The sequence below is a fragment of the Streptomyces hazeniae genome (assembly GCF_031845485.1).
Taxonomy (GTDB): domain Bacteria; phylum Actinomycetota; class Actinomycetes; order Streptomycetales; family Streptomycetaceae; genus Streptomyces; species Streptomyces hazeniae.
The window spans coordinates 1-413 of the sequence record NZ_JAVREQ010000231.1; the positions used below are offsets into that span (position 1 = coordinate 1).

The 413-nt window shown below is 66.3% G+C and carries 1 pseudogene; it reads left to right on the forward strand.

Going from position 1 to position 413, the window contains the following annotated elements:
• A pseudogene (locus tag RM572_RS29480) lies at positions 1-413 on the forward strand (type VII secretion protein EccC); the annotation flags it as partial.

Here is a 413-nt window from a genome sequence, read left to right on the forward strand (position 1 = left end):
TCTGATGACGGCACTGGCCGGTGCCCTGAAAGATCGCCTGCCGCCCAACGACATCACCCAGCAACAACTCAAGGAACGGTCCTGGTGGTCGGGCCCGGACCTGTTCGTGATGATCGACGACTACGACCTGATCCCCGGTGGTTCGCTGAGCCATCCGCTCGGACCGCTGGTCGAATACCTGCCGCAGGCCCGCGACATCGGGCTGCGCGTCGTGGTCACCCGCCGCAGTGGCGGGGCCGGGAGGGCGATGATGGACCCGATCGTCGGACGTCTGAAAGACCTGTCCTGCAACGGCTTGGTGATGAGCGGAAGCAGAGACGAGGGCGGGCTGTTCGGCGGATACAAGGCCAGCGCCATGCCTCCAGGCCGCGGCATGCTGGTCTCGCGGACCACTCGTAGCGGCGTGGTCCAAC